Annotated in this window: 15 protein-coding genes; all 15 read right to left on the reverse strand. The window is 37.9% G+C overall.

Annotated elements, in window-relative coordinates; all coding sequences use genetic code 11:
* Window positions 1-17 precede the first annotated feature (17 nt).
* The 15 genes from GQR94_RS02420 to GQR94_RS02490 all read right to left on the reverse strand — a co-directional run bounded on the left by GQR94_RS02420 (window position 18) and on the right by GQR94_RS02490 (window position 25,333).
* Window positions 18-2,213, reverse strand: coding sequence for a right-handed parallel beta-helix repeat-containing protein (locus GQR94_RS02420; protein WP_158973957.1), 2,196 nt, complete (start codon window positions 2,211-2,213; stop codon window positions 18-20).
* A 116-nt stretch (window positions 2,214-2,329) separates the two neighbouring features.
* Window positions 2,330-3,751 carry a family 43 glycosylhydrolase gene (locus GQR94_RS02425; RefSeq protein WP_158973959.1) on the reverse strand — a complete coding sequence of 474 codons (1,422 nt, stop codon included), beginning with the start codon at window positions 3,749-3,751 and terminating at the stop codon, window positions 2,330-2,332.
* 19 nt (window positions 3,752-3,770) lie between these two features.
* The gene (locus GQR94_RS02430; protein WP_158973961.1) at window positions 3,771-4,895 is read right to left on the reverse strand and encodes an alpha-L-fucosidase; all 1,125 of its coding nucleotides are present in this window, start codon (window positions 4,893-4,895) and stop codon (window positions 3,771-3,773) included.
* A gap of 82 nt (window positions 4,896-4,977) precedes the next feature.
* Complete coding sequence (locus GQR94_RS02435; protein ID WP_199271524.1) at window positions 4,978-7,533, reverse strand: glycoside hydrolase N-terminal domain-containing protein; 2,556 nt, start codon at window positions 7,531-7,533, stop codon at window positions 4,978-4,980.
* Window positions 7,534-7,741: 208 nt separating this feature from the next.
* Entirely contained in the window at window positions 7,742-9,451 is a 1,710-nt protein-coding gene (locus GQR94_RS02440) for an alpha-L-fucosidase (protein ID WP_158973963.1), read from the reverse strand.
* Between the two features lie 136 nt (window positions 9,452-9,587).
* Window positions 9,588-11,996, reverse strand: a complete 2,409-nt coding sequence (locus GQR94_RS02445) for a glycoside hydrolase N-terminal domain-containing protein (protein ID WP_158973965.1) — start codon at window positions 11,994-11,996, stop codon at window positions 9,588-9,590.
* Between the two features lies 1 nt (window position 11,997).
* Window positions 11,998-12,228: a hypothetical protein gene (locus GQR94_RS02450; RefSeq protein WP_158973967.1), complete on the reverse strand. Its 231-nt coding sequence runs from the start codon at window positions 12,226-12,228 to the stop codon at window positions 11,998-12,000.
* An 8-nt stretch (window positions 12,229-12,236) separates the two neighbouring features.
* On the reverse strand, window positions 12,237-13,763 hold the full coding sequence (locus GQR94_RS02455; RefSeq protein WP_158973969.1) for a sulfatase-like hydrolase/transferase: 1,527 nt from the start codon (window positions 13,761-13,763) through the stop codon (window positions 12,237-12,239).
* A 20-nt stretch (window positions 13,764-13,783) separates the two neighbouring features.
* Window positions 13,784-15,556 carry an arylsulfatase gene (locus GQR94_RS02460; protein WP_158973971.1) on the reverse strand — a complete coding sequence of 591 codons (1,773 nt, stop codon included), beginning with the start codon at window positions 15,554-15,556 and terminating at the stop codon, window positions 13,784-13,786.
* A gap of 10 nt (window positions 15,557-15,566) precedes the next feature.
* On the reverse strand, window positions 15,567-17,201 hold the full coding sequence (locus tag GQR94_RS02465) for an alpha-L-fucosidase (RefSeq protein ID WP_158973973.1): 1,635 nt from the start codon (window positions 17,199-17,201) through the stop codon (window positions 15,567-15,569).
* 156 nt (window positions 17,202-17,357) lie between these two features.
* On the reverse strand, window positions 17,358-18,983 hold the full coding sequence (locus GQR94_RS02470) for an alpha-L-fucosidase (protein ID WP_158973975.1): 1,626 nt from the start codon (window positions 18,981-18,983) through the stop codon (window positions 17,358-17,360).
* Window positions 18,984-19,006: 23 nt separating this feature from the next.
* A complete protein-coding gene (locus GQR94_RS02475; RefSeq protein WP_158973977.1) occupies window positions 19,007-20,578 on the reverse strand; it encodes an arylsulfatase in 1,572 nt (523 codons plus the stop codon).
* A gap of 16 nt (window positions 20,579-20,594) precedes the next feature.
* Window positions 20,595-22,451 (reverse strand): alpha-L-fucosidase, encoded by a 1,857-nt coding sequence (locus tag GQR94_RS02480; RefSeq protein WP_158973979.1) that lies wholly within the window; start codon window positions 22,449-22,451, stop codon window positions 20,595-20,597.
* Between the two features lie 28 nt (window positions 22,452-22,479).
* Window positions 22,480-23,523, reverse strand: a complete 1,044-nt coding sequence (locus tag GQR94_RS02485; RefSeq protein WP_158973981.1) for a glycoside hydrolase family protein — start codon at window positions 23,521-23,523, stop codon at window positions 22,480-22,482.
* 37 nt (window positions 23,524-23,560) lie between these two features.
* Window positions 23,561-25,333 (reverse strand): arylsulfatase, encoded by a 1,773-nt coding sequence (locus GQR94_RS02490; RefSeq protein WP_158973983.1) that lies wholly within the window; start codon window positions 25,331-25,333, stop codon window positions 23,561-23,563.
* Window positions 25,334-25,342: the final 9 nt, after the last annotated feature.

Below are 25,342 nucleotides of genomic sequence, written 5' to 3' on the forward strand. Positions count from 1 at the left end.
GTTATATTTTTCTATTATTATTTTTTTAATCCCATTTTTGAAACATCCAAGGGTTCTATACCCAATTTAATCGATGGACTTCCTTCTTTAAAACCAAAATTTCCACCAGCTACATCAATAAACATAGGTTCCGCAAACAAACTTGATTTTTCTTTTCCCGCTGCACGCATTCTATCGAAATGTTCAGCCATCCAATTTGGATTTGTTGGATTAAAATACAGGTTGGAATCCATTTCGGTTTGCAACAAATCAGGAAGGTTAGTCGTTTGGTCCTTACGTGGTCTTTCTGCATACGCATTACCACCATCCGGATGTGAAACGATGATATTATGAAAAACCTTTGAACCTGTTACTGGCACCCATTCAAAACTTATATATCCAAATCTTGGTGGCACGCGAGGTGCAACTATCACATTGTTTATAATGTCATTAACACCTTTTGATGCAATCCCTGCACTAAAAGCGTAATTATTAGAAAGCACATTGCCATAAATCAGTGTTTCATGCTGATCATCATCACAACGGATAGGCGCTGGCATGGAATGTTCTAAATTATCATGCAGATAATTATAACGAACTATATTCCCCGTTCCTGCGCCAGAGACATAAATGCAATTTCCATCAGAAAGCAATTGTACAGCATGCGTAATTTCATTGTATTCAACAATATTGTGTCTTGAATGGTTGTATATTTCACGCGCTTTCCAGCTCTCATAATTTTCTTTAGTATTCGCTATAACCTCCTTAGATATTTCATTGCGCCTTATCGTTCTTCCTCCTTCTCCATTGAGTTTTCTGTCTGGTTCTACCCGATTAGTTATGAGTATTCCGGCATAACCACTATGATGGATATAATTATTTGCGATGCGGTTATACCCACTTTGCCATGCCCATATCCCGGGAGAATGCCATGTTATTTCGCTAAAATGATGAATCTCATTATTTATAATATCATTATGATGGTTAACATCTTTTGTACCTGGACCATAACCAGCAATTAATATTCCTGCTTCTCCAAGATGGGCAAATTCACAATCTTCCACCTTATTCCGTTGCGCAAATAAATCAAATCGGACTCCTGAACCACCTGAATTTTCAAATTTACAATTGATGACTTGGCAATTTTCAGCACCACGGAAACGGAGCATAGCCGTTGGTCTATCGAACATATCCCAGTCGTGTTGCATTCCCCAACCCAATTGATCATCATCATTTGTCCATGCTCTTCGATCAGCATGCGAGAAAGTAATTCCCGAAAATGAAATTCCTCTTACAGGTTGATCCTCAGTACCCTCATAATCAGTAGTACCCTCAACGCGAATAAGTTCACTAGTAGTTGGTGCAAGAATCCCTTGCGGAGATCCATCAGATGCTGGATTTTTTGGCCATAAATATATTTTTCGTGTTTTAGAATTTATAACCCATTCGCCAGGTGCATCTAAAGCTTCAAGAATATTTTCAATCCAAGCGGAATTGCCATCTTTTGTATGCACCCAATGTGCTAATTCACCCATTTCATAAGTTGCAGAAACCTTGGTTCGTGCTATACCATTCTCCTCATCGACAGATTCAAGTGGTAGCATATTGATCATCCATGCACGACTTGGTCTAATGTTTAACTCAACATCTTGAAGGTTCTCCCAATTTCTTAATTTTCCATCTGGAAAATATAACGTTTTTTTATCCCCTACTTTAATAGGAACGAAACCTTCTGCTCTGGCACGGTTTAAACGTCCTTGACCATCATAAAGCGTATAGAATTTATTGATACCTTCTGGCAAATTAGCTACCCATACTTTTCCAGAAGCTATGGTTGGTAACTCAGAAGATGATGCTTCTAATAATGTCCAATCGTTCACCGGTATTCCTGAACTTATAACAGGTTCTTCCCCAGAATAGGCCGCAAAGGTTAAATGTGCAGGAGGTAATTTTCCAGCGCCTGGTTCTTCAACTATTGGGTTTCCATCGGAAGAAGCTAACCCGTCTTCTATACCCAGCACAAGTGTTTCTTTTAATTGATGGCGACCACCCCTAAGATAAATAGTAGCAGGTTGTGTGTTGCCATTTTTTCGTAGCTCACGAACGGCATCGACCGCTTTTGTGATAGTTGCAAAAGGCTCTAATAGCGTACCAGTAGCATTATTTTCTCCTTCTACTGAAACGTAAAAATTATTAGCCTCATTTGTTTTACATGCTGAGAATGCAACAAGCATAAAAAAATAAATTAAAAAAACCTGGTTGTACTGTTTAAAATTATATCTCAACATAATTCTTTATTAATAATGATTAATATTTAAGTCTATTTTAAGTTCACTTTATCTAATTAGTGCTACTTTGATTTACTTATTGCTGGTGTCCATTCAAACCAATTCATGTTGCATATATTTTTAGCACTGCCAGTAAAGCAAAAATAAATCGTTTGTTTTCCTCTAATTCTGTTTAGTGTGGTTGATATGGTTTTATAATTGTCCAAACCACCTGTTGCCGAGATAGAGATTTCACCTATAACAGTACCTATAGGACTATTTACACGCAGCACGATAGTACCGCCCTCATTGGGAGTTGAAACCCGTACACGAAGGTTAAATGGTTCAGCACTTTTTCCGAATTCTATATCCTTAAAACCTACCCAATCGCCGTTTAAAATTTGGCTAAGTCCTTGACCTTTCTCTCCATCTGTTAGGGCTACTGTTTTTATGCCAGACTTTTCTATATAGTCTTCCGCTTCAAAACGAAAGCTTCCATCCTCCATGGCTTTTACTTCTTTATCTATAGAAACTGTATTACTCTCAACTTTTTTTTCTGTGCGCTTGGCATAAATCGGCATTGTTATTTCCACGCCCGCATCTAAAGTATAAACCATTGGTTCTATAGTGCCATCTTCACGAAAAGTTATTTTATCGAAGCAGACCGAACGTTTATAGCGGTTGCCATTATTTACATCCCCTCGATGATAGAAAAGATACCACTCATCATTAAACTCAATAATAGAAGTGTGATTGGGTGATTCAGGAGAATTTGGAGCAAGTTCACCTTTGAAATCTGCGTATTGCGGTAAAGGCGAATCAGCCATCCAGTATTGAGTTACTGGGCCAACTCGTGCACTAAAATAATAAATCCCGTTGCGCTTAAATACATGAACCGCTTCATTAACAGTTTCTTTAGTCAAGCGAATCCATGGCCCATCTAATTCTACCATATTATCTTTTAGCTTGGCACCCAAAATATGCGATCCTTGCTCACCTATATCTACCCAATGATCATTGCCGTAAATATAGGCCTGTCCGTCATCATCAACAATCACTGTTGGGTCAAAAATTGTAGTAATCTCGTTGGATACTGCAGATTCCCATGGTCCTACTGGAGTTCGGCTTTTTGCTACACCAACATGGGTTATATCACTTGGAAAATACCAATAGTACCAGCCATCTTTATAGGCTGCATCCGGAGCATTCATATTCGATTGAGCATACTCAAACCCTTTGTCAAGTTGAGGGTCCAGCGCCACACCATGGTTTATCCAATTTTTCATATCCGATGACTCAAGAATCACATAATCTTTCATCGATTCATAATCAACCGCATCGGGTTGATCGTGGGAACAGTAAACATAAACTTTGCCATTAAAAACCTCAGCGGAAGGATCACACACGTACATAAAACCTTCATCGCTATCTTTAAGAATAGGATTTTGGGCATTACTGTAACTGATTATCAGAAGGATAAAAAAACCGAGTATATAATATTTCATTTTTGTTAATCAATAAATACTATTCGTTATTTGCTAATCGTTTACCCACTTCATGTAAAGTAGTAATATCATCAGGAAAAACAGAGCCATCTGGTAAAGGACCAATATTCAACAATAAATTGGCTTTCATGTTTTTTGTATCTTCAAGCATTTCCATCACTTCGTCTGGAGTTTTGTGTCCAACATCATTATCGCGGTCGTACCCCCAAGCATAAGGCTGCATGGTATTACAAATTTCCAACGGTAGATCCGATTCACCAGTAAAATCACGTTCAGGAGCCATAAAATCTTCTGTTCCCAATACCCCTTGTTTATATGAAACAAGGACTTGAGGTTGTAACGAATGAATATGATCATATAATTCTTGTATTTTCAACTCATCTATTTTTTCGGGACGCGAATTCGGCACAGCTCTTCCATCTAACCATATTCCTGCTACTGGTCCATATTTGGTAAGAAGTTCGGTCATTTGATTTTTCATATACTCCACATAAAGCTGCAAATCATGTTCCTCACCATATTTATAAGATTCTACATGAGGCTTATAATCAGGTTTTGGATTTCCTCCCCATTCCTCCCTATTTGGCGAATGCGGATGTTTCCAATCGCGTCCATGAGAATAATAGAAAAACAGGCCTAAACCTTTTTTTTGACACTGTTCTGCCAATTCAGCTACCAAATCACGTTTTGCCGCACTGTTTGTGCTTTTAAAATCGGTGTATTCTGAATCGAAAAGACAAAAACCATCATGGTGCCTAGTCGTAATGTTGATATATTTCATGCCTGCATCTACAGCCAAATCGGTTATAAAATCGGCATCAAAATTTTCTGCCGTGAATTTATCTGCTAGTTTTGCGTATTCATCAGGTCTTACTAGCGCACGAAGTTGTACCCATTCCGCAGGTTTTGAGTGAACATCTCCCCAATAGCCTTCTGTTAAACTGAACAACCCATAATGGATAAACATGCCAAATTCGGCTTCTTTAAACCACTCTAAAGCTGCCGCTCTTGGGTTTTTCTCATAAAGATCTTCGTATCCTTTTAAATAGGAAGGCACTTCATTACTTTTTTTGCAACTAATTAAGCTAATAAAGATGATTAGTCCTCCTATGAACACACGACAATTGTTTTTATTTATTTTCATGTTCTATAATTTACTCAATAATCGATATTTAAATATTTATTCCTTCAAATGCCTCGTGGGTTTAACCTGAGGTATCCTATTACTATGGCAACATCCATATTTCGGTCGCTCCTTTATCACTTTCACGCCCATCAACCCTTACCGCAGTAACCTTGAATGTCATTTGTCCAAACTGTTTAAGGTTGAGAGCTTTATAAACATATTCCGTATCCACCACTTTCGTGGCTACCAACTCATAGGCTGATGCGTTACCCACAGCACGATAAATGCTGTACGATGCAGCATCTGCACTTGCGCTCCATGAGAGATTAATCTCTTCTTCAGCAGTGTTGGTATTTATTTTCAGCAGCGAAGGTTCAGTTACAGGAACGTATTTAGGAATTGCGTTAATCACATAGGTCTCACCCTTTTTAGTCTGAATACTTACATGGTCAATACCTTTAGGAATTAATTTAACTTTCTGTCCTTTGGATGTTTTAATACTTGCCTTAGCAACATTAGGATATCGCAACTCTAGGTTTCCGCCCGATTTGGATAATATTTCAAGCTTGTCAGCATGACCATTAGACCACTTTGCTGAGACCTCAAAATTACCACGTGCTAGCATGCCGCTGTAACTGCCCTCTGACCAAGCCTCAGGTAACGCTGTCAACGGTGCCACTACGTAATCCTGACTCTGCACAAGCATCTCGGCAACTCCAGCTGTTGCACCATAATTGGCATCCGCTTGGAACAATGGATCACCTCGATGGTCGTTGAACAAATTGTGCAAGTAGTTTTCACTTAATAATTCTTTATAATAGGAATAGGCCTCTTCCCCATCATGCACTCGTGCCCACATAGCTATACGTTCGGCACGCGCCCATCCAATATTGGTTTTATGGTCACGTTTAAGTAAACTGACTCTGGCAGCATCGAGCCATGCAGGGGTTTTATCATTAATCAATTGTCCAGGGTATAATCCTAACAACATTGAAGCGTGGCGATGATTGGGATCACCGATGTCGTCGAAGTACTGTTCCTGACGAAACTCTTTAATTTGTCCCGATTTGCCAACCTGTATTGGATCCAATAAAGGAAGCTGTGATTCAAATGTTGACAATCGGTTGTCTGAGCGCCCCAAAATCTCAGCTCCTTTTATTGTGTTGTGATGATTTTCATAAAACATCTGCTGATCAAAAGTAGTCCCTAGAGTGTCTCGGAGTTTTTGTTCTGGGCTTGATGAAGGTTTGGCCAACAAATCCCCATCGACATTCGTTACGAATCTAGAAACAAAATTGGCTTGATTGTAAATTACTGGATAAACTTTATCCGCTAGCAGCGACTCATCACGTATGAAATCATAGTAATCCCAAAATAGAAGTCCAATCCAAGAACCTGTACCAAAGCCAGCAACAGGTGACTTACCAGGAACATCATATGGGCTACTCCAGAAAGGACCGGACCAACCATTGTCACCATTCGGGTCGAGTTGAGAACTGTTATACTCTTTAATGTACTGCGTAGCATATAAACGTTGTCTGGGCTCAAATGTGTTGAAATAGTCAACGTAAGAATCGAACAGTTCGGACAAATTGGTAGTAAATACTGGCGCGTAAGCCATCTCTAAGTTAGTATCATGCAAATATTGGGATGACCATGGTGGTTTTTCATAAACATTCCAAATCCCTTGAAGATGTGGTGGAAGCGTTCCTTTCCTGGAAGAACAAATTAACATATAACGGCCATATTGAAACGCAAGTTCCTCTAGGTAATTACTAAAGACACCATTGGGATACTCATCTACCAACTCATTTGTAGGGATAGTTGGTTCAATAGCTCCAAGATTGAAATTAACGCGATTATAAAGTGCTTTATAATCTACTTGATGACTTGCCAACAATTCTTCATAGGTTCTAGCTAAAGCATCTTCGATATAGCCAGTTACTTTTGCGTGGGGATTGGGGAAGCCTTCCAATTTTTTGGTTGGATTCTCGGTCAAAAATACTTGAGAATCTAGACGATAGTTGGTTCCAACTGCTATCAGAATTACTGCGCTATCAGCATCCGAAACGTTGATTGTTCCATTTTTTGTTGCCTTCATCGAGCCTCCATTAGGAATAACCTTAAACTGACCTTCAAACTTTATTTTATAATAATTCATAACTCCTGAAAGGGTGATGATATCTCCCACTGCCGATACATAACCTGATTTTCCTTCTCCCAAGAAGGGAATCGTAGGGCGCAGAGTAAATGATAATTTACTTTTCTTCGATGCATTCAATCGGATTACCATAACCTTATCAGGATAACTAGTGAAGTACTCTCTGGAATACTTTACACCATCCTGCTCATATTCCAAAAATGAAACACCCTTATTTAAGTTTAACTCGTGTTTGTAATTGCTGGTGTTGTCGTGGTCAAAATCAATATAAACCTCCGCAAAGTTGTTCAGGCCTCTACGCTTAAGTCCACGATCTTCTCCCCAGTCATACAAACTGTTCTCTGTAATTTGGATTCGCTCTGTTTCCGTACCACCAAAAACGTTAACACCCATATATCCATTTCCCATTGGAATAGAACGATTAATCCAACCCGTATCACTATTCAGAGCAGGCTCGTTGTACCAGAGTCTTAATGCTTTTTCGGGTGCATCCAATCTAGTGTCGGTTTCTATGATAGTACTTTTACATCCTGTGAAAATCACACAACATATCAGTATTACTAGTGCTTTTATATTTACCATCTTTGTTGTTATCAAAACTGTTTTATCCAATTGATAGCCTATATTATATTTTTATTGTAAGAATTCAACTTCTTATTTCACCTCTATTCAGGCTTATTTGTCGGCGCCAATATCACTGCTTTTAAATTAAGTGATTGACCTGTAAATCCAAACTTATTTCAAGAGTTAATGTATATATACCAGACGAGTCTATATTTACTGAACTTAATACGGCTTGTAATTCCATTTCCTTTGGCATAGTAATCGTTTGCGCCCATTTCTGTTCTATTAATTTTTTCTCTATTGATTGCCCTGCCAAATTCGCTTGTAGTTTGCCATCCATTTTCCAATCCTCGTTTTCACCCACGATATAGACAGCTATCACATCATAACTACCAGGTTCATACATTTTGAAATCCCAACTCAAAGCCTGTCCTTTGGTTTGGCAGCCTGATACGGTGAGTCCTCTCCCTGACATGATTCCCTCTCCAGCCTTCTTATACATTTGATAATCCCATAGTCCTATATAATTATCCGGCTGATTTGGTCGTCTGTTTGGAACTGTAAACATCTTCATATCTATAGCTTTGGTTGGCTTGCCTGCTACGTATTCCAAATCATGCTTATTGGCATTGTATGCGTCCATCATTACCCTGTCATCAGTAAGTTGCAGGTAATTATCGCCTATAATCGCGTCCCCAGCTACAACCAGTTTAATTACAGAAACATTCTTATCAGGCTGATTTTTAGGTATGTTTAGAGTCATGATATTTTGACCAGAAAAGGCATCAAATTTTGATGTAAATTCAATTGATTCACCAGTAGGTAAAAGCGTAGCATTTACTATTGTATTTTTCAATCCAAATAGTTTAAATTCTCCATTTTTTGGCCAATCAATTATATTTAGATAAAGGCTGGTATTAACATTTTCTTTTCGTTGAGTCATCGACCCCCAACTAATTTGATATGGGTAAGGGCCTGGTTTGGTTTCGTATATTGCTTCCCCATTTATTTTCAGCCAATCTCCGATTTCCTTTAATCGTTCTTCCATGTTTTTGGTAATAACACCCTGTTGGTCTGGACCGACATTTAATAATAAATTCCCTCCATTTCCCGCAGCATTAATAAGTCTGTATAGAAGGTCTTTGGTTGACCTTAACACTGCATCTTCAGATTCGTAATGCCATGAACCATCTGTCGTTATTGTTACAGCAGATTCCCAATGTGCTCCAAGATTAAAATCTGCAGCCATATTATCGTTCATGGTCAAATAGTCAACATACTTCTGTGCATCATCATCTCCCAATCTACTATTGGAAAGTGTTCCATTAGAATGAAGCATATCAACCATATCTTCCTGACGTAACACTGGTTTTTGATCTGAATCTCTGAATCTACGAGAAGCATCAAACCAGATTATTAGGGGTTGATAGTTTTGGCAAAACTCCTCTATCACATTATGCAAGTAATCCACATAAGGTCTAATCTCTCCCCCTACAACTGGTTCGTTGTATAAGGGATTCCCTGGATCTGCAATTGCATAATAAGCTCCCATTCTAAGCCCTTCAGCTTTACAAGACTCTGATAATTCCTTTAAGTAATTTTGTTTAAATGGTGTTAGGTCAGTCACATCTCTATTAGATACTTTAGAGTCCCACATAATGACATAGGACGACTGGTGCGTGGTTGGAACAGTGTATTTCATTCCAGCCTGTTTGGCAATACGTAACCATTCATCGGTATTCAAGTTACTCGGGTTAAATTGGTTTTTATCACTACGAATATCGAAGTGGATAAACATTCCAAATTTTGCCTCTTTATACCAGCTAAGTGTACTATCAGCTTTTGTCATTGGCGATTGGGCATAGCTAAAAGCTATACTACATAGCAAAAGAATTGAGGTAATATGAATTGTAATTCGTATTCTTTTATCCATAATTTATATTATTTATCTGGAAATTATACCATCTTTTAATGATGTATATGTTTTACCAATTTATTTCTAATGACTGACCCGCCTCAAGGGCAACTTCTCTTACCTGATCTTTATATTTTATAGTGGTTTTACCACCCTTTTTAGCCCATATTTTAGTTTTTACCAACTGGCCCTTTTTCCACTCCATTGAAACTTCAAAGCTTCCCCGAGCACATAATCCATTTACAAAACCATCATCCCAAACATCAGGTAAGGCAGGTAACAAATGAATGTTTCCTTCATGTGACTGCATTAACATTTCTACCACTCCAGCTGCGCCTCCAAAATTTCCATCAATTTGAAAAGGAGGATGAGCATCTAATAAATTTGGATATGTTCCACCTCCTTTGCTATAATTGGTATATAATCCTGATGGTTCAACATAATGCAGTAAGGTGCGGTACATTTTATAAGCATGATTTCCTTCTTGCAATCTTGCCCAAAGATTGATTCTCCAACCTTTTGACCACCCTGTAGATTCATCCCCTTTAATTTCAAGTGATCTTTTACTAGCGGCAGCTAATTCAGGAGTCAGCTCAGGTGTAATATGATTTCCTGGATACAAACCAAACAAATGCGATTGGTGTCTGTGCTCTGGATCGGAATCTTCCCAATCATAATACCATTCTTGCAAATTTCCTTTGTTTCCAATTTGATAGGAATGAATTTTCAACAATGCTTGTTCCAGTTTTGATCTGAATTCGGCATCTATATCCAATACTTTTGAGGCTTCAATTAGTTGTAAGAAACTCTCTCGAATCATGGCTAAATCAGCTGTTCCTCCATACAGTGTATGTCCCTTATATCCGTTGTTGGTTACATAGGTGTTCTCTGGCGATGTAGATGGCGAAGTAATCAGATTTCCATTTTTATCTTCTACCATCCAGTTTAAACAAAATTCAGCCGAACCTTTCATTAAAGGATAAGCTTTGTTTTTTAGAAATTCTTTGTCTTGTGTAAACTGGTAATGTTCCCAAAGATGGGTTACCAACCAAGTTCCGCTCATGTTCCAGTTTGCCCACTGCGGACTCCCTTTCCCAAAGTCACCGACTGGATTGCTCATAGCCCAAATATCGGAAGTATGACAAGCTGTCCATCCTTCATTAACACCATAAAAGGTTTTAGCGGTAACCGCACCTGTCTTAGAAAGATTTTCAATATAGGTGAGCAATGGCATATGCAATTCTGAAAGATTAGCAGTTTCTGCCATCCAGTAGTTTTCCTCTAGATTAATGTTCATGGTATAATTGCTACACCATGGTGGTTGAATATAAGGATTCCAAATTCCCTGAAGCGTAGTAGGAACGCCCTTAGTACGTGAACTAGAAATCAATAAATAACGACCATACTGAAAATACAATACTTCTAAATTTTTATCCTCAGCGCCATGATAGTATCTTTTTAAGCGTTCATCGGTTGGTAAGTTCGGTGCACTTGTTTTTCCTAAATTCAATTCTAACCGGCTAAAAAAATGCTGATAATCTACAAGATGCTGCGTTTTGATTTCTTCAAAATCCTTTTTAAATGCTAAAGAAAGTTGTTCTTCTGCAATTGCTTTATTATCCAAGCCCTCTTTTGCAGGATCTTTATCGAAACCATTAAAACTAGTAGCAATGGAAAGATAAAGCGTAGCTTCTGTAGCTCCTCTTACAGTCAAAGTACTATCTGTATAAGTTAACTTTCCGTCTTTATTTTTAATTTTTAAATAAGAAGAAAAACGAGTACCGCGATTCTCATCGAAACGTACAGGGTCTTTTATATAATCTTGAATATTATGGGCAACATAATACGGGGCGTACCCATCTACTTTCAATGAATTGTTTTCAACTTGTGTTTTGTATTTAAGTAAACTGTTAAAATTAACGCTAAAGTTGAGCGATGCTTTTTTATTCGCTGTAAGCTTCACTACCATAATTTGATCGGGGTTTGATGTAATGTACTCACGTGAAAAATTTACATCATCTACCTGATAGGTTACTTTTGAAATAGCTTTACTAATATCCAATTCTCGGTAATAATTTTGGACTTTGCCTTTATGTTCAAAATTGATAAATAAAGTTCCTAATGGCGCATACGATTCCGTATATTTCCCTTGGATATTTCTATTTAATTCATCTGCCAATTTGTAATCTTCATTTGCCAATGCCTCTCTAACCTGCGGGATAAAATTATAAGCCTCAGGATTCATATTTGGATCTACCGGTTCACCTGACCAAAGTGTGGCATCGTTTAAATAAATTTGATCCGTTGCAACACCACCAAAAACTGAAGCCCCCATTTTTCCATTTCCAAGTACAAGGCTTTCCTCAAAATATGTTGCTGGTTTATCAAACCAAAGTTTTGTCTTGGATTGTGCTGTAGTCATTTGTACAAGCCCCAATAAGAGAACTAAAATAAAAAAGATGTCTTTTTGCTTCTTCATTTTAATATTCTTTTACAGCTTTACGTACTTGTTCCATAATAGCAATACACTCTGGATTAAAAAATGGAAGCTCAGTAGTCACATCAGGGGTCATTGCCAGATTGATGGTATTAGGCATATTTGCTCCATCAGCGTTTTTAAATATCTCTATGTATTTGGCTGCAGAAAACATAGGTTTTTGCGTAAACACGCCATTTCCGTTTTTGCTTGACCTACTATCTCGTATTGTCATAATTAATTTTATTTATTCCTAAGAGATGGAGCTGGTACACCACTTATAAAATTATTGAAAGCATCAGTGATGTCAACAGGGTCATCCATTTGCTTTTGCAATTGCCCATATTGTTTAAAAAGTTCTTTAAGCAATTTTATAGGCTTGGGTTCGCTCTCTGCAAGATCATGTTGTTCAAGTGGATCGTTGATTATGTCATATAGACGAACTTTATTGGCCGCAGGGTAAACAATCATTTTATAGTTATCTGTACGGATCATGCGTTGTGAACCAAAGTATGCACCATAAATTCCATTGTAGACGCTGCTATCAGTTTCACCTGTTGCTAAAGGCAATAGACTATTAAAATCAATTTGTTCAGGTTTTTTAATCTCTGCCAAATCTAATGTAGTGGCCATAATATCTTGCAAATACACTGGAGCATCAACAATTTTACCAGGTTCAAGACCAGCACCTTTCATTATCAATGGTACACGCATACTGCAATCGTACATATTTTGCTTGCCCATAAATCCATGTTCACCAACTGCCAGACCATGATCGGCCGTAAAAAAAACATAGGTGTTATCCGCTTTTCCTGTAGCTTCGAGGGCATCCATTATACGACCAATTTGCTCATCCATGTGGGTAATAATGGCATAATATTCTTGTCTATTCACCTTAACTGAATACTCTGTTCTTGGAAATGGTGCCAGTTTTTCGTCACGAAGGGTACGTCCTGAACCTGCATATTCGTTATAAGGATACTCTGGGAGGAAATTTTCAGGAACCTCAATTTCATCAATAGGATACATATCCACAAAACGTTTGGGCGACTGGCGAGGATCATGAGGTGCATTAAATGCCAGATACATAAAAAAGGGATTTTCGCTTTCCTTCGCTTGGTGTAAAAAATCTATGGCATCATCGCCAAGTACTTCGCTCCAATGTTTATCGCCTTCCCAAAAACCTCCCATATTTTTATCGTAGGGTGACCATATATCTGCTTTTCCCTCTTCAAAATCACGTTCGTAACGTTGTTTACTTTGCTTTGGCATTCCACCCCGCACATTAGTGGTGTGGTCAAAAATTTTGGCTGCATCAGTATTGATATGCCATTTACCTGTCATGTAAGTTTCGTAACCAGCTTGTTTTAAGTATTCTGGCCAATAAGCCTCCGGTGTTTTTTCCGCAATGGTGTAGTCCTGTTGAATTCTTGGAGCGTTAGGATCGGAATGGTTAGAACCTTTACCAGAATATGCGGCCGCTTTCCAAAGAAAACTGCCTGTAATGAGCATCGCCCTACTAGCAACACAAACTGCAGGGGCAAAGGAACCCATGTTATAAGTTTGTGAAAATCGCACGCCCTGCTTTGCCAATCGGTCAAGGTTCGGTGTTTTAACCGGACTAGACTCTATTGCTCCTATTGTATTATAGGTTTGGTCGTCGGCGAATATAAAAAGTATGTTGGGCTTTTCTTGCTGAGACTTTTCTGATTGAGCAAAAGCAACAATGCAAAACAAACTTAAAGCTAGAAATAATTTAAATTTTATCATTTTCATATGTATTTAAAGTCCTAAAATGCTTCTACTTCTGTAAAATAAGCTCCTCCAATTTTTCCCTCATTTGTATAGAGATATGTCACAAGTTCCGTTTTACCGGCTGGGAGCTCCAACTCAAAAACGACCTCCTTACTTCCCTGCTTAACCATCATTTCCTGATCATTTCCTGCTATCTGAATTCTAGCTCGTACAGCCTTGATTACTTTATCTGCTTCTTTCGGAAATTGGCGAAGTGTAATTTGATATAAACCTGCTTTTTTCACATTGATCATCCATGGTCCAGTAACTGGTGGAAGCTTACTAATGGAATTAAAATTCCATGGGGGGTTTCCCTCTGGCATGTACCAATCTTGTGAACACAGGGTTGTAGGTTTCTCATCCGGATTACCAATATCGATCGAAACAGGTGTCATACGTGGTGAAACCGATTCCCAAAATGGTGGGTATAGTTTCCGCAACTCTGCTAACTTTTGGGGATTTAAGGAAGACAGGTCATTTCTTTGACTTGGATCTTTTTGTATGTCGTAAAGCTCTACTCCGTTAATGAGTCGCCAATTGTCCTTAAGCACACAGGTATATTCCCACTCTTTTGGAGGTCCTTTGAAATAAGCTCCTCCTTGAAATTGTACGATAAGATGTTCTCTTTTTTCAGCATTGTTTAATCCGTTTAAAATTGGCTTGAACGATATTCCATCTGGATTATGGGAATCTGGAATTGGTATTCCACATAAATCAGCCAGCGTTGGCAGCACATCGATATGGGCTGTAAGTGCATCAACATCCTGCCCTCCCAGCAAGCCCCCGGAAGGCCAGTGAATAAAAAACGGTACGCGATGACCTCCTTCGTATACCGAAGATTTCTTACCCCGCATACCGGCATTATAGCCCTTTAATGCTTCTGAATCCAGCCCTTCAAAATTTCCTCCTTTTGCAGTACCATTATCCGTCATAAATACCAAAATCGCGTTTTCAGCAATTCCCAAATCTTCAAGCTTGTTCCTCAAAATACCCAAATTGTAGTCAAAGTTGGCAATCATGCCATAGAATTCGGGGCCAAATTTCCAATCAGCCTTGTCCTTGTAAGGCTCGCTCCATTCCTTACCGACAATGTATGGTCCATGCGGTGCATTTGTGGCCAAATAGAGTAGAAATGCTTCTTCTTTATTCTGTTCTACAAAGTCAATTGCCTCATTAAACCACACATCGGTGCAATAACCCTCAAATTTTTCAAACTTTCCATTTCGCTCATAGGTATCGTCAAAATAATCATTGCCCCAATAGTCTGAAGCTTGTCCAACTCCTCCGCATCTGTGCCAGGTAACATCTTGAAATCCTCTGTCTTGTGGACGATGTGGGGCGTTATCTCCAAGATGCCATTTTCCGACCATTCCCGTGGCATACCCGTTTTCTGAAAATACATTGGCTATTGTTTTTTCATCGGTATGAAGCATGGTTCGTCCACTACTGGTACGGTATGCCCCTGATCGAGCTGGGTAGCGTCCCGTCATAAGTGCCGCCCTTGATGGTGTGCAAAATGGACTTACATGAAAGTTGGTGAGTCTTACCGACTCGCTATGCAATTTATCCAAATTGGGTGTTTTTAAAACTGGATTTCCTAGACATGCCAAATCACCATAACCCTGATCATCGGTCATGATAATAATTACATTAGGCTTCTGTGGCTTTGATTGAAAACCATGAACTTTTCCAAAAACAAAAACTAAGCAAAATGCTAGAAGTAATTTGAAATTAGTGCTCTTCAATAAACATTTTTTAACTTTTTGCATACTCCTACAATTATTTATGATTCCCATCTAGATCCACTTTCTTTGTCCCTTCAAAAGCTTTGTCCGCATCTATCTGTATAGCATTGGGGATATGTTGTTCTATAGCAGTAACAATAGCAAATGTCCATGCATATTTACTGTCACCAAAGTCTTTTGGCGGTGTTATTTTCAAACCATTAGAAGTCATTTCCCATATCACAGGTTCTTCTGAACCAAGCAAGCTTACAGATTTAACCTGATCAACTTTCCACTCAGAGGTGCCTTCAATTATAAAAGCATCAACTGGTTTCTTCTTTGCAATCGCATAAAGATTATTGCCCTTAGTGGTAAATGAAAGGTTTGCAACTTCTTGAGAATTGATTTTCCAATACCGGGTACCATAGATAGCATTACCATTTATTTTTAGCCATTCTCCCATTGCTTTTAAACGATCCACCTGCTCAGCAACTAATGTTCCGTCCGCTTTTGGACCAATATTGATGAGGAAATTACCATTACGACTCACAACTTCGATCATTTCATGAATTACGCCTTCCACACTTTTATAGGTATCCTCTTCTAAATAACCAAACGATGTTCCAAATGTGGTACAGCTCTGCCACTTTGGACCAACGACTTCCAACTTAAGGTTATCTTTTTCCAAACAACCCACCCCATCAGGCCAATTTCTGTTTTTTCCTTTATTGTTTACATAAACAGCTTGTCCATTTGCAGCTCCCTGATTCATAAAATCGGTAATCATACCGCGCACCTTGTCATCGAAATATTTGATAACCGGCTTGGCCTTGCCGTTTCGCACATCGTTACCATCACGAGTATAAATGGGAAAGTCGTCCATCCAGAGCATATCGGGTTGGTATTTTTCCTGTATTTCTTTCCAGCGTGCCACATAGTCGTCCACATACGCTTCTGAAAATCCAAAAGGACCATAAAGAGAGGCGGCTTCTGGAACACGTTTGATCTCTTCTACAATTTCCGGTAATGGCGTAGCATTAACTACGTAAAGTTCTTCGGCAAAGAATGAACTGTGTCGTTCGCGGTGATAAGAGGGAGCATATTTTAAGCCCTGCTTACGCACTGCCTTTCCTAAATCTCCAACAATATCGCGTTTGGGTCCCTTGTCAACTGCATTCCATGGTGTTAAATCCGAATCCCAGTTGGCCCAACCATCGTGGTGCTCGGCAGTAAGTACTACATATTTTGCACCTACATCGGCAAACAGTTGTGCCCATTCGTCTGGATTCCAATTTTCTGCGGTGAATTCAGGAATGATATCTTTATAACCGAACTCTGGCGGATTAGCTCCCCAACGCTCTTTCATATAAGGATAATAGTGTTCAGGATCTCTATAAATCATTTTGGGCACATGCTCAGCATATCCTTTACCACCCTTGCGATAGCCAATTGCACTATAGGGACCCCAATGAATAAAAATTCCTATTTTACCATCATCAAACCATTCAGGAACGGGCATCTTTTGCAAAGACTCCCAACTACCATCATAAGGCACTTTCGGGTCATTAACTACCTTTTTTTCTTTTTCGGGATTACAAGATTGAAAAATTACCAAGAATACCAAGAATACCAAGAATAATAGTTGTACTCCAGGTCGTCGGTCGTAGAAATATTTTTTAACAATTTTCATAATCTTAGTTTTCTTTTCTCGTTTTTTTATTCATTATCTGAAGGGTACTACCGTAGAGAAAAATTCTCAACAGCGTTTATATTTAGATGTTTTCAGATTAGTAGATTCCTAAAATAATGGTGACCATAAAATAGGAAGTCCTTTTTCTATTTCATATCAATACCCTTTTACAGCTTTACGCACTTCTTTCATAATAGCAATACACTCCGGATTAAAAAATGGGTGTTCGGTGGTCACATCTGGGGTCATAGCAAGATTGATAGTAATAGGCATATTTGCTTCATCAGCGTTTTTAAATATCTCTATGTATTTGTCTGCAGAGAACTTAGGTTTTTGCGTAAAAACGCCATTTGCTGTTTTACTAGACCAACCATCCATATAAAACCAGCTAGCAGGAGATTGCCCTTCTAATTGTCCTCCTTCTTGAAATAAAAAATCGGGTTGAATTTCTGGTACTCTTCCTGACCCATCAGACACCACTAAATCGCTAAAAGGTGTTAGGTTTGGGAATAAATTTTGGCTAAAACCTATTGGTGCGTTTGGATTTCCAGCCTTAATAGCTTTGGCTAATTTTTCCCAAGGTGGGTCCAATTGATATACTTTCCAACCACCATCATCTATATAACCTGCAGCAGTAGCTAAATCTTCACCATATCGAAGACTCACTTCACGTAAATGCGCTTCTAAAAAATTGAAATAGCCTGACGGATCAGGGGTTTCGCCACTTCCGTAAGTATTGCCATATAAATCCTCCATACCACTATTTGGATTATAGTAAAGCATCAAGCGAATGTTGTGCTTACCTAATCCATCTATGAGTTCCCTGATTAAATCACGCTCACATGTAAATCCGAGTTTTATATTATCGATTGTTTTGCTAGGTCCTGGCCAATGTTGTGTACCATGCGCACAAGTAAAAGTGACCCAAGAAGCTCCTGTCGCTACAACTTTTTCAACAAATGCATCCACATCAAAAACGTCCACTAATTTCTGATACTGATCTCCTAACTTTGGTCCTCCATTAAATGGCGATGAACCTGATGAAAAGTGTACAAACAAACCATATTTGCCATCAACCATCCATTGTACATCGGCTTTCACTGCTTTAGCACATTCTTTTATTGCTACCTGAGCTTCAGGTCGTACTAGTTCAATAGACCAAAAAGCAAAAGGATTGGGTTTTATGTTTGCATTGGCTTGGATTTCTGCGTTCTCTTCTTCCTTTTTTTCCTTTCCAAAAGTCACCAGACGAAAGCTAATTTTATTGATACCCTTTTTGAGTGATAAATTTTGATTTAAATAATGACGTTGTACAATAGGTCTGGTCTCCCAATTTTTAATATTGGCTTTTTCGATTATTTTAGAAGTTCCTGAGGTTATTTCAAAAGTTGATTGTGAAAGGATATCATTGCCACCTGTGTACAAAAGCGCTACAGTATATTCTGCTTCGTAAGGTGCTTCTACCTCCCAAGTCATGACATCATCTTTGGTCAAAAACCCACGTATAAATGCATTGTTAACTACGGTGGGTGTTGGACGTTCTAGGTGATTGAGGTTTCCTGAAAGTTCAGCGCGAAAACCCATAATTGTGGTGATATCATCTGGTCTTAGTTCCCAAGTTTTGGGTGCCCAATAGGGATGAATAACCCTTGTTGCTGCATTGACATTGTCATGGGCATTGAAAGCATTGGCATCTCCTTTTTTAAGAATAGGGTTTTGTGCAATACTCAGCTGCACTAAGATTAAAGAAAGGATGATTATTATGGTTTTAATTTTATTCATAACACTTATACCTTATCAGATTATTATTCATTTAAAAATGCCGTTTGTACCCAAGGTGTGGTAATGGGATCGTTTTCCTGCACTTTACCTGGAGTGCTTCTACCATCTTTTATTTGCTTAGCAAGTAATTGTTTTAATTCTTCAACTTTTTTAGGATACTTGTCTGCAATATTCTCTTTCTCCGCTATATCTGTTTTCAAATTATAAAGGATATATTCTGGAAGATTTTCGTCTATTTTTTCTGGCTTTCCAGCGGCTGACACACCCGAATTTGGCGATATAATTAATTTCCAATTTCCTTTTCTTACAGCAAAAATGCCTGTTTTACTGTGATGAATTGTAGCCTCTCTTTTATATCCTTTTTTTTGATTAAACAAGGGCAACATACTATAACTGTCTTCTGCTTCATTATCATTTAACTTGTAATCCAATAAATCGGCGCATGTAGCCATAAAATCTGTAGTACAAATGGTTTCATCAGAAACTGTATTGGCTTTAATTTTTTCAGGCCATTTTACCAAAAATGGCACACGATGTCCGCCTTCCAAATAACTTCCTTTATTACCACTATAAATATAACTGGGGTTATGTCCTTTGGATAATAACACTGGAAAATTTGCATTGGCTGCACAGCCATTATCACTGGTAAAAATGACCATTGTGTTTTCTTCTATTCCGCTCTCTTTAATGGTTTTAAAAATTTGACCCATCAAATCATCTATCATTAAAACAAAATCGGCATACGGATTGATGTCACTTTTTCCCTTCCAAGGTTCAGTAGGTAAAATAGGATTATGAGGCGCAGCTAAAGGCAGATAGATAAAAAATGGCGTATCACCACCTGCATTTTCTTTTATAAATGAAATAGACTTTTCTACAAATACTGGCAATACCTGTTCGTGATCAAAATCTTCTGAAATATCACCTTTAATCCAAAAGGCATAAGGGTTTTCTGATCTTTTTTGTTCTGAAATTCCGGTAGGAACTTTTACCACTTTATTGTTCTCTACATATACAAATGGTGGCATATTCAAAGATGCTGGAAGTAAATAGGAATAATCAAAACCTAATTCTGCGGCTCCTTTGTCTAATGGTTTGGTATAAGCTATACGATCGAAATCGTATTTATCTTCTATTCCCGTATAATGGTCATAATCTTTAATACCATCTTTAGTAGCCCAATTAAGTCCTAGATGCCATTTCCCGATGCTTGCCGTCTTATATCCATTCTGCTTCAACAAATCGGCAACTGTAAATCGGTCTTCTTTAATTAACATGGGTGATGTTCCCCATGTTACAAATTGTTTAAGCGGGGTTCTCCAATTGTATCGTCCCGTTAATATTCCATAGCGCGTTGGTGTACACACCGCAGAGGAAGTATGGGCATCTGTAAACTTCATGCCTTCGGCGCCCATTGCATCTAAATTGGGTGTGTGTATTTTGCTATTCTCGTTATAGCTACTTAAATCTCCTATTCCTAAATCATCTGCCAAAATATAAATAATATTTGGTCGTTTATTTTTAGTGGTTTTCGATTGTGCTAATCCATTAAATACTAAGATGTTTAGCAGGGCTAAAATGATTATATTTTTCATTGGATTTATTTAATAATTATTCTACGGGCACAAGCTCCAACCCTTTAAATTTATAGCTTCCTTTGGTTGCTTTGGAGGCAGGTACTTTTGGATAAACTGTAAATTTATGAACTCCAGCTTCCTCAATTTTTATAGTTCCTGTTTGTTGTTTTTTAGTTAATTTACCAATAACACCTTTTGAATTCAGTGTAATTGTATCATTAGAGGTACTCAAATAATAAACAAACCCATCATTACCACTATCTTCACTAATAACTTTATAAGTGCCTGGTTTTTTTACATTCACTGTCCATAGTAAACCTTGTTTCGTATTTTCGCCCCAACGGTGTGTAACCTGTTCGTCATAATCATAGCTTATTCGTCTTATGGAAAATTCGCATTTTGAAACTGGTAATTTTATGGTTCCATCTGCTTCTTGTTGAATCGTTTCATCAACTATTTTAGCTTCATTATCTTCAATTTCCAAAACAATTACCGTTACTCGTGGTTGCTGAAGTTCTTCAGGAATTGTAACACTAATCTTTTCATTTTCCTGACTAAAAGTTAACGGTTGTTTTGAGGTATCAGCCAGAACATACGCCTTATTAACTTTGGATAAAATGCCTTTTAATTCAACCTGATTCTCTTTTAAATTCTGTATATGTAGATATACTTTACCAGGCTTACTTGTTATGGCAAATGGAGGGAATTTTAGCGGACTTGGATCAGCTCCATATATTGCTTCACCATTTACTTTCAGCCATTCTCCAATAGCATTAATACTGTTTACCTGAGATTCTGGAATAGTTCCATCGGGTCGTGGACCTACATTAAGCAGATAAACCCCGCCATTGCCAACTATTCTGCATAAACTATAAATGAAATCTGAATAATCTCCGGACCGGTCAAGTTCTGCACCCCTAGTTGTATAACCCCATCCATCTTTTGTTACCGATTCATGCGTTTGCCATGGCACTTTTAAATCAGTTAACCAAGTTGCTTTACTTACACTTGGTGTTGTACCGTTATCAATCGATACATCAAAATGCCCGTAACCATTACCTAATCGTGCATTAACCAATGCTCCGGGTTGATTTTCTTTAACAGCATCCATCATCATTTGACTTTGTTCATCTGTAATTTGAAAAGGAGTGTCAAACCAAACCATGAAAATATCACCATAATTAGTGGTTAACTCCTTTATTTGCATCACCGCTTTTTCTTTGAAATAGGCATCAAATTCATCTTCTGGCTTTATTACAGTACCAAAATCCCAATCATTACCAGCACCACCTTTCTCATGCCAGTCTTGGTCTTGTGAATAATAAAAGCCCAACTTCATACCTCTTTCTTTACATTCTTCCGCTAACTCTTTTAAAATATCACGGTTAAAACCTGTAAAATCAAATAAATTATATGGGTTCTTAGATTTATACATAGCAAAACCATCATGATGCTTTGCAGTAAGTACAATAAATTTCATCCCCGCATTTTCAGCAATATCTACCCATTCTTTTGCATTGAATTTTTCAGGCTTAAATTTTCCAGCAGCTTCTTTTTCATATTCGGATACAGGTATAAAACTTCGTCTCATAATCCATTCAGCAGCACCTTTTTTGCCCTGCCATTCTCCTGCGAGTTGCGCATATGGTCCAAAATGAACAAATAAACCAAATTTATCGTCATACAATTCTTTCATATTCTCTCTGATTTCGGGAGTATATGCAGACATGTTCGTTTTCCCAAAGTCAACGTCCCCAACTGTTTCTGTGACATAATCAATAGTTGCATCTTCAGTTTCTTTGCTTGGTCTGTTTTGACAACTTGACTGAAAAAAGCAAAAAGCACCAATAGCGACTAATTTCCATTTTGAAAACATACTATTTCTATTCATAATTATAAAACTTTACAATTCTCATGCATTATTTCCAACCCTCAATCTTTAGAAAATAACCTGCTGTAGGGTCTTTATCATGACAGGCTAAAAAGAGATATTCAGGTTTACCATCTTTCCACAAAATATTAGGTCGTTCACTACGAGCAAGTTCTTGATTAAAATAGTGGCTGTTTGTTTTGTAACCTATTTCTGGTATTCCCCAATTAATTCCATCTTTTGACTGATAGATTAACCCAGGTCTATTTCCACCTAATTTTATTTTTTCTATTGGAGTTGGATGACCTTCAAGCATACTTTTAACATCCATCCGATCTTCAACAATCATATAATACATGCCTTTATAGTAAAAAGCATATGGATCTTCAATATCCAGTCCTTTATCTGCATAACTTATTAAAGGGTTCTCCTTGTAATTTTCGTATGGTCCTTCAATCTGGTCACTCATAGCTAGTGATATTTCCCTGAATTGCTTAGGTTCATGTTTGTCTGTAACAGATTTATAATAGATCCTGTATTTTCCATCTTCATCAACTAAAAATGTTGGATTAGAGGCATGAATAATAGTAGCTTCGTCCATATTTCCAGAAGCCTTAATAATAGGATTATGTGGACTTTCTATCCAAGGTTCGTTTAAAGATTTTGTAGTTGCAATGCCAATTTCTTGTTGTATTCTAGGTTTTAATTTATCTTTTAACAAGTATACAAGTACATAAGTATCGCCTACTTTTGAAACTTGTGGATTATGATAACTAGCTGAATTACTAGAAAAAGTAGTATCTACAAATGTATAAGGTCCTTCTGGACGGTCCGCTACATAATGAACAATCTTGCTGTCTGAAATCCAACGCCCATTGTTTGGAATAGTGGACATAAATACGTGTAATTTTCCACTTTCATCGTAAATAGGTGCCATTCCCCAATTCCACCAACCATCTTCCGCTTCCAGAATAAATTTTCCCGGAACCAATGATTTAGAAAAAGAAGATTCTTTTATAACCAGATCTCTTTTTCCGGAAATAAAAACCAACATTAGTAGTGGTAGGTAAATTAATTTTAAGAATGGCTTCATTTGTAAAAACAGTATTAATTTTTTTGTATTTAAAAGCTTACAACTTTTCTATATATACATAATACGCCGGATGCACTCTGCCTTCTTTATCTATCAACTGCGCTTCCATATCGTACTTCCCGGCTGGTATTTTACCCTTAAAAGTGACCTCGACTTGTCCTGGTTCAATTTTTAGTTCTTCTTCTATATTGGCTACGTATAGATAGGCATTATCAAAATCTGCTTTCTCACTACCCACAAGCACCTTACTCAATTCCACCTTTTTTTCTTGTGATGGAAATATTGCATTTATTGCCAAGCCACTTTCTCTTGGAAATCGACGAAGTGAAATGGCATATTCACCATCCTCAACAAACTCAATTTTCCATCGTCCAGAAGCTTGTACTCCTTTTGATGCGCCATCTTGATGCCATGCGCCGTTATGTTTACCTGTAAACATATCATGTGCAGAAATTCGGCTTGGATTTTCTTTAGGCGAACCAACTTTTATATAGCCATATCTTTCATTTGGACCTTCGGACATAATAGATTGCCACCACTTTTCATACCCTTCGGTCAATCGAGAAGCTTGTTCGGGGAGTTCCTCAATGACGTTTTTTGTTTGGCTACGATCTGTTCTCATATCATACAATTCATTGCCATTTATTAATCGCCAACTGTCATCCATAACCGTATAAGTTCTATACTTTATCAAGTTTTGAAGCCTTTGGGTATCCATATATAAAATGCGGTTTCCCCATGTTGATTTATCCTCGTAGAGCAACGGTTTTAAACTTTTTCCATCCAGTGGTTTTATAGGATTAAAATCCATTCCGAAAAGATCTACAAAAGTGGGTAGCAGATCATAATGCGCAGCTAATTCATTGATATCCTTACCACCAGTCAATTTTCCATTAGGCCAACGAATGAAAAGCGGAACACGGTGTCCACCGTCATATACACTCCCTTTTCCTCCTTTTAAATCAGCATTGTAGACATTACGTCCCCATGCTGAACCATTATCCGTAGTAAAAATCAGAATTGTGTTATCTGTTAGTTTTAAATCGTCTAATTTTTTTTCTAGCCGTTTAAAATTATCATCGATATTGGTTATCATCCCATAAAATCGCTGGGCATTTTCATCAATAGCATCAATATCCTTATATATATTAAAGTATTCTTCAGGTACATTAAGTGGTGCATGAGGTGCATTGGTTGATATATAACAGAAAAAAGGCTTGTCTTTATTTTCTTCAATAAAGCTTATGGCTTCAGAAAAGAATACATCAGTACAATATCCATTATACTTTTGTGTTTGTCCGTTGTGCCAGTAGGTGTCATCAAAATAATCGTTCCACCAATAATCTGGCCCTTGTGTAATTCCTCCACCTCCATGCCTAACCACTTCATGAAACCCTCTATCTTCAGGACGATACGGATAATTATCACCTAAATGCCATTTACCAAACATTCCATTAGTGTAGCCGTTTTGCGCGAATATTTGAGGAAGAATAACCTCATCTTCAAATAGTAACGATCGACCTGTAATCGTATGAAAAACATTTACACGATTGGAGTGTCTGCCAGACATTAATGCTCCTCGACTAGGCGCGCAAGTGGTAGACACATGATAGTTGGTAAGACGCACGGCATCTTTATAAAACTTATCAATGTTTGGAGTTTTGATATATGGATTACCCATACAAGAAAGGTCTCCCATACCTTGATCGTCGGTGATTACAATAATGACATTTGGTCTATCTTGCCCTATAACATAAGCAGGTGCTAGAATTAGAATAAATACTAGGATAACGATCGTTTTTAGTTTCATAAAATTCTC

It is taken from the genome of Cellulophaga sp. L1A9, from assembly GCF_009797025.1.
Classification (GTDB): domain Bacteria; phylum Bacteroidota; class Bacteroidia; order Flavobacteriales; family Flavobacteriaceae; genus Cellulophaga.